The sequence below is a fragment of the Synechococcus sp. R55.2 genome (assembly GCF_047462075.1).
GTDB lineage: Bacteria > Cyanobacteriota > Cyanobacteriia > Thermostichales > Thermostichaceae > Thermostichus.
The window spans coordinates 1-6,135 of sequence record NZ_JANSIH010000189.1 but is presented as its reverse complement, the minus strand read 5'-3'; the positions used below and the strand labels follow the sequence as shown (position 1 = coordinate 6,135).

6 protein-coding genes are annotated in these 6,135 nt (G+C 59.4%); 2 read left to right on the top strand and 4 right to left on the bottom strand.

Features of this window, described 5'->3' with window-relative positions; translation table 11 throughout:
• The 4 genes from NW838_RS06525 to trpC form a co-directional block, all read right to left on the bottom strand.
• On the bottom strand, positions 1–1,362 hold a 1,362-nt coding region (locus NW838_RS06525), incomplete at its 3' end, for a heavy metal translocating P-type ATPase (protein ID WP_414427731.1).
• A 112-nt stretch (positions 1,363–1,474) separates the two neighbouring features.
• The gene (locus NW838_RS06520) at positions 1,475–1,669 is read right to left on the bottom strand and encodes a heavy-metal-associated domain-containing protein (RefSeq protein ID WP_414357588.1); all 195 of its coding nucleotides are present in this window, start codon (positions 1,667–1,669) and stop codon (positions 1,475–1,477) included.
• Positions 1,670–1,733: 64 nt separating this feature from the next.
• Complete coding sequence (locus NW838_RS06515; RefSeq protein ID WP_414357589.1) at positions 1,734–1,973, bottom strand: DUF5340 domain-containing protein; 240 nt, start codon at positions 1,971–1,973, stop codon at positions 1,734–1,736.
• A gap of 65 nt (positions 1,974–2,038) precedes the next feature.
• Positions 2,039–2,959, bottom strand: a complete 921-nt coding sequence (trpC, locus tag NW838_RS06510; RefSeq protein ID WP_414427730.1) for an indole-3-glycerol phosphate synthase TrpC — start codon at positions 2,957–2,959, stop codon at positions 2,039–2,041.
• Between the two features lie 283 nt (positions 2,960–3,242).
• On the opposite strand from trpC, the gene hmpF reads away from it, so the two are divergent.
• Complete coding sequence (gene hmpF, locus NW838_RS06505) at positions 3,243–4,976, top strand: pilus motility taxis protein HmpF (protein ID WP_414427729.1); 1,734 nt, start codon at positions 3,243–3,245, stop codon at positions 4,974–4,976.
• 360 nt (positions 4,977–5,336) lie between these two features.
• On the top strand, positions 5,337–6,135 hold a 799-nt coding region (plsX, locus tag NW838_RS06500; protein WP_414427732.1), incomplete at its 3' end, for a phosphate acyltransferase PlsX.

Sequence of the window (6,135 nt, the reverse complement as noted above, 5' to 3'; positions counted from 1 at the left end):
TTTGTCCAAGACCACCGTGCGCAAGTGGTGGGCCAATTCCAGGCTGTCGGCACTTTTCACCAGGATCCCCAATTCTGCCCCTCGTCCCGTGGCCACCAGGATCGAGGTGGGGGTCGCCAACCCCAGCGCGCAAGGGCAGGCGATGATCAGCACCCCAATTGTGTTCACCAAGGCCAGTGTCGGGTTATCGGCCAGCACCCACCAGAGCACAAAAGTTAGAACTGCCACCCCAATCACCGCCGGCACAAACCAGGAGGTGACCCGATCCGCCAACTGTTGAATCGGAGCTTTGGATCCCTGGGCTTCCTGCACCAGGCGCACGATCTGGGCCAGAACCGTGTCTTTGCCCACCCGCCGCGCCTCCATCACAAAGCTGCCCGTCTGATTCAGCGTTGCCCCAATCACCTCATCCCCCGCCGACTTGAGTACAGGCAGGCTCTCGCCGGTCACCATGGACTCGTCGAGGGTGGAGGATCCCTCTAGAATGACCCCATCCACCGGCACCTTCTCTCCGGGGCGCACTCGGATCCGATCCCCCACCTGCACTTCCCGAATCGGAATATCCTGCTCCACCCCATGGCGAATTACCCTTGCCGTTTTCGGTTGCAGCCCGATCAGCTTGCGAATGGCTTCGGAGGTTTGCCCCTTAGCCCGTTGCTCCATCCACTTGCCCACCAGAATCAGGGTGGTGACCACCGCCGACACCTCATAATAGACATCCGGGTGCAGTCCTTGCCGGTGAAAATAGTCGGGGAAAACCGTTGGGAAAACAGAATAGAAAAAAGCCGCGCTCGTCCCCAAGGCCACCAGCGTGTTCATATCCGCTGAACGCCGTTGCCAAGCAGCCCAGGCTCCCCGGTAAAAATGCCTGCCCACCCAAAACTGCACCGGAGCCGTCAGCAGCAACTGCAACCCAGGATTGTGCAGCCACATGGGAAAGCCCGGGATTTCCATTCCCAGCATCATCGGCAGGGATCCGATCACCAGCACCGTGCTGATGCCCACCCCCATCGCCACCTTCAGCTTCAATTCCCGTTCTGCGGCCCGTTGGGCGATCCGCTCTGGGTCTGTCGGATCGTCCAGTTGCCAATCCTCCTGGATAAGGCGCGCCCGATACCCCGCCCGCTCCACCGCCCGAATCAGCGCCTGCGGATCCACCAGCCTGGGATCCCCTTTGACGGTGGCCTGCTCGCTGGCAAAATTCACTGATCCGTGGGACACCCCCTGCACCTGAGCGAGGGCCTGTTCGATGCTGCGGGCGCAGGAGGCACAGCTCATCCCTTGCAGGGCCAACTGCCAAGTGCCCTCAGGAGAAGGCGCAGAGGCCGATAGTGCACCCGATGACCCTTTATGGGCAGACATGGCAACACCTTGTTGATGAAACGACAGCTACTCTCCACCCTGGGCAGGGCGAAGGCAGCCATCTGTACAGAAATTCAAAACAGACGCCCGACCGTTCCCGGCCCAAAATTGACTAGGCCGGGGGATATCCCACCTGGGTGAGGGCCTGCCGCAAATCGCTCACAGACCGCCCAGAAGTAATCCGCACCTGTTTGGTTTTGGGATCCCCTTCCACCTGGGCCTGGGGATCCAGTTGCCGCACCGCTTGCGCAATGGTGTCCACGCAAGCCGCACAGGCCAGCTTGGGCACTGTCAAAACAACCTGCATCTTGGGAAACCTCCCCAACCCAATGCCACTGAAAGGATGCTAAACCTTACAGTGGACTGGAAGGTCAAGGGGGAGTCTGAGGCTCGTCCATATTCCAGCGGTAGTCCACCTGATAGCCCCGCTGTCGCCAGTCTTCTTCCAGTTGCACCTGTTGGGTGAGGGCTTTGCGCAGAGAGTTGATCAGCTCTTGTGTGCGGGCTCGGTTGCCGAAATCCTGTTCTTCCACTGCCGGAAAGGTTTGCCGCTCCAATACCCGCAGCAGAAATTCGTAGTGGATGTGAGCCGGCACAGGAATACGTTTCATCGGTCTGAGCAATCCTTAGAGATCCATTGTTCTTAACAGAGATCCATATGATGGAGGGTTCTCATTCACTGAGATGACAACAGGTGGCGCACAGCTTGGCCGGGATCCGGCTGTCTCACCAGAGCTTCCCCCACGAGCACAGAGCGCACCCCCCAGGCCCGCAACTGCTGCAAATCGGCAGGGGTATGGATGCCGGACTCGCTGACAATGGGCAGCTCGCCGAGGAGATCCGAGTGGGCGGCCAACAGGTCGCGCGTTGTGTTTAAGTCCACCGCAAAGGTTCTCAGATCGCGATTGTTGATGCCAATGAGCACCTGCCCTCTGGACTCTTGCAGTTGGGGCAAACGCAGCACCCGCTGCAACTCTTGGGAGGTGTGCACCTCCAGCAGAGCCGCCATGCCCAATTGCCGAATCAGCTTGAGAAAGTAGCCCAAATCCGCATCGGAGAGAATGGCGGCAATCAAGAGCACTGCATCCGCCCCCAAGGCGCGGGCCCAGAGGATTTGGTAGGGGCAGAGAATGAACTCCTTGCACAGGATGGGGATCCCTGCCGCTTGACGGATCTGCCGCAGATACTCGCCACTGCCCTGAAAGAACCGCTCATCCGTCAGCACCGAGAGACAACTGGCCCCACCGGCCTCATAGCTCTGGGCAATGGCCACCGGGTCAAAGGGATCCCGGAGAACGCCGCGGCTGGGGGAGGCTTTTTTGACCTCGGCAATCAAGGAAACAGGGTGAGGAGACTGGGTAAGAGCCGCCACAAAATCCCGCACCGGCGGGGCTTGATCCAGTTGCCGTTGCAATTGCTTCAGGGGAAGCTGCTCCCGTTGGCGCTCCACCTCCTGTTCTTTGTGCCAGACGATCTCTTCCAAAATGTGGCGCGGCTTGGCTTCCGGCGCTGTTGTCTGGTACACCTGAGAGGCTACGACCACCGGCGGGGCAGGAGAACGCCGACGAACAGAAAGCGGCTCACCTTGCAGCTCCATACAACCCCCGAACACAACTCTACACCACACCCTAGACTACCTTAGTGCTCCGCCACCGGTTTGAATAGCTACCCCGGACATCCCCAAAACTCATCTGGCGAAGGTGCTTTTTTTAGCCTATGGTTGAGTCTAGAGCGGTAAGGTATAGAGTCTGATGCCATCTTTTGCGCCTTGGGGAGCCCTACTCCGGCAGCCGTTCATTGTTCCCCAGCCAGGGGCGAGGGCTCGGTGGGGTTAGGGTTTGGGATTGGCGTTGTCCATGCTGTTTTGAAGGAGTTCAGGCGTGCTGTACCTGGCAGAGCTATCCAAGCCGATTGGGTTTGCTAAGTCGTCTCTACAATTGCTGGCCAAGCAGCAGCAGGACAATACCTGGGTGGCCGTGAACGAAGAATCGATTACCCTGGAAGGCCGCATTGCCCAGGAGGCCGGGCGTTTCAAGGATGGGTCGCTGGTGCTGGCGGAAATCTCCGGCAGCCGTCAGGTCGCCCGCATCAGCGAAGCTGCTCGCCAACTGGTGACTTACCTGCAAAACTTCAGCCAACTTCAGCTCAGAGCCCGCAGCCAGGAGGAGGAGATCGAGGTTTGGAAACAGTCCCTCACCTTTCAGGCGCATGAGCTTACCCGCCGCGAGATGGAGCTAGCAGCTCAAGAAGAAGAGGTGCAGCGGCTGTACGAGCAGTACAAGAGTGTAGAGGAAGATCGCAAACTTCTGGACAGCCTCAAAGAGGAACTGGCAGCCCAGCAGGCTTACTTGGCTGAACAACAGCGCCTGATCGGAGAGCAGCGGGAAGCTCTGAATCGGCAGCGGCAAGAGTTGGAAGCCCAGTTGCAAGAAGCTCGCTCCAGCCGCTTGGGGGAGGCAGAAGCAGCGCAGCTACAGGCTTTGGTGCAGCAGCTCCAGGAGACTCTACATCCGGCTGGGGATCCCTTGGCGCTTCTGCAGAGCTTGAAAAGCCACATTCAGCAGCAGCAGGAGCACTTGAATCAACAGATTGCCCAACTGGAAGCAGAACGTCAGCAGGCCCAGATCCGGCAAGACGAGCTGGATCGGGACTACCGCGCTTGGCAAGAACGCCGCGCCGCTTGGTGGGGATCCCGACAATCCCTGGAGCACAGCCAAGCAGAATGGCAAACTCGGCAGGGATCCCTGCGAGCCTATCAAGAACAACTGCAACAGATCACCCGCCACCTGCATTTGCAGGAAACTCTCCAGCAACAGACGTATCGCCTGGTTCAAGAGTACGACTTCATCATCGCCCATCACGACGGCAGGGCAGGATCCGCGGATCCTCCCATCTCGGTCGAGGAGCTGGCGGCTTTGGTCAGCCAACTGCGCCGGGATTACGAGCAGCGGGCGGCCCAAGTTAGCCAGCAGCGGGCCGAGCTGGAGCAAAATCGCCAAGCCCTACGGGAGCTGCAAGAGCGTTTGGCCACTGCCTCTCCCGAAGAGCGGTTCGATATCGAAATGGATATTGACTACGCTCAGTCTGCTTGCAGCGCCCTCGAAGAAGCTCTGCTGCCTCAGGAGAAAAACCTACAGCGGGAATACGAAGAGTTGACCCGCCAAGAGGCCCGCCTCAGCCAGCTTCAAGGGCAGGCCGCTGCCGCCCCTACCTTGGTCGATATTGGCCCGATTCTGGATCAGATCGGCAGCCAAAAACAGGATCTCCTTCAAGAAAAAGGTCGCTTGCAGAGCCTCATCCAACAATTGGATTCTTCTTTACCTTCTCAACAAGAGCAGCTTGCCCGCCAACGGCAAGAGTTGGAGCAGCAGTGGCAACACCTGGAGCAAGAGGAGGGATCCCTGCGGGCGCGCGCCCAGGCCATGGCAGAAACCTGGGGTCGCCTGAATCACCTGCAGGCCACCCTCTACCCAGAGCGGGATCGGTGGGCAGCGTTGGCAGGAGAATTGGCGCAGTTGGAGACGGAGCTGGGCCAACACCAGGCCAGAAACTCCACTGCACACGCCCACGTCCAACAGGTACGCTCTCTCTTGGCTGCCCTCACGCAGGCGTGAGGAAGTCCACGTTTCCTATGCAGGGTGGGGAAGAAGCAGCGCAAACGGATCCCTTCGGGCTCGGTGCGGAACCTACGGCCTTGATTGAGGAAAACAAATCTGTTGACATACCCCCCGCTCTAGAGGGCAAGGATTCTGGTTTCTGGTTCTACGACAGCACTTACGAGGAACTGCGTAGCGGTAGGGCGGGGCTTTAGATCCAGTTTTTTGGTACAATTCGGTAGCATCCTGCAGCCATTAAGGCTCCCAATTTTCCGGCAGGGGGACTGCAGAGGTCGCTGCGCTTTCCCTGACGCTTGACTTGCAGTTGCCGAGGATATTCCAGTGTGAGGTCAGCTTGTGCGAATTGCGGTTGATGCGATGGGGGGCGACTACGCTCCCGAAGAGATCATCAAGGGCGCCTTGCTGGCCCATCGGCATCTGCGGGTCGGGATTGCGCTGGTCGGTCGTCCAGAGTCCCTCAAGCCCTTTTTGCCTCAGCCCTTGCCTGCTGGGATCACCATCGTGCCTGCCGAGGACGATGTGGGCATGGCGGAAGAGCCGTTGATGGTACGCAAAAAGCCCAAAGCCTCCATCAACGTCTCAATGCAACAGGTGCGCTCCAACCAAGCCGATGCTGTGGTGGCCGCCGGGAATACCGGAGCAGCGATGGCTGCGGCCTACCTTCATTTGGGCCGGCTGGCAGGGATCGATCGCCCGGCCATTGGTGCTCTTCTGCCCACTTTAAGAGGCAAGCCGGTGTTGCTTTTGGATGTGGGAGCCAATGTAGATTGCCGGCCCCGCTTTTTGGAGCAGTTTGCCCGTATGGGATCCCTCTACTGCCAGTGTGTACTGGGGGTCGAGCGTCCGCGGGTGGGCCTGCTCAACATCGGCGAGGAGCCCAACAAGGGAAACGATTTGGCTCTGGCCACCCACCAGCGCCTGGCCCAATTGCCAGGGATCCATTTTGCCGGCAATGCCGAGGGGCGGGATGTGCTGACCGGGGAGTTTGATGTGGTGGTGTGTGACGGCTTTGTGGGCAATGCCCTCCTCAAGTTTGCCGAAAGTGTTGGCCAGGTGATCACCCAGGTGCTGCGGGAGGAGCTGCCCCGCGGCTGGCGCGGCAAGTTGGGCTGCTGGCTGCTCCGGCCCAACCTCAAGCAGGTAAAGCGGCGCATGG

Coding starts and splice junctions, on each gene's coding strand:
- NW838_RS06520 (WP_414357588.1), bottom strand. CDS start 1,669: ATGCAGGTTGTTTTGACAGTGCCCAAGCTGGCCTGTGCGGCTTGCGTG.
- NW838_RS06515 (WP_414357589.1), bottom strand. CDS start 1,973: ATGAAACGTATTCCTGTGCCGGCTCACATCCACTACGAATTTCTGCTG.
- trpC (WP_414427730.1), bottom strand. CDS start 2,959: ATGGAGCTGCAAGGTGAGCCGCTTTCTGTTCGTCGGCGTTCTCCTGCC.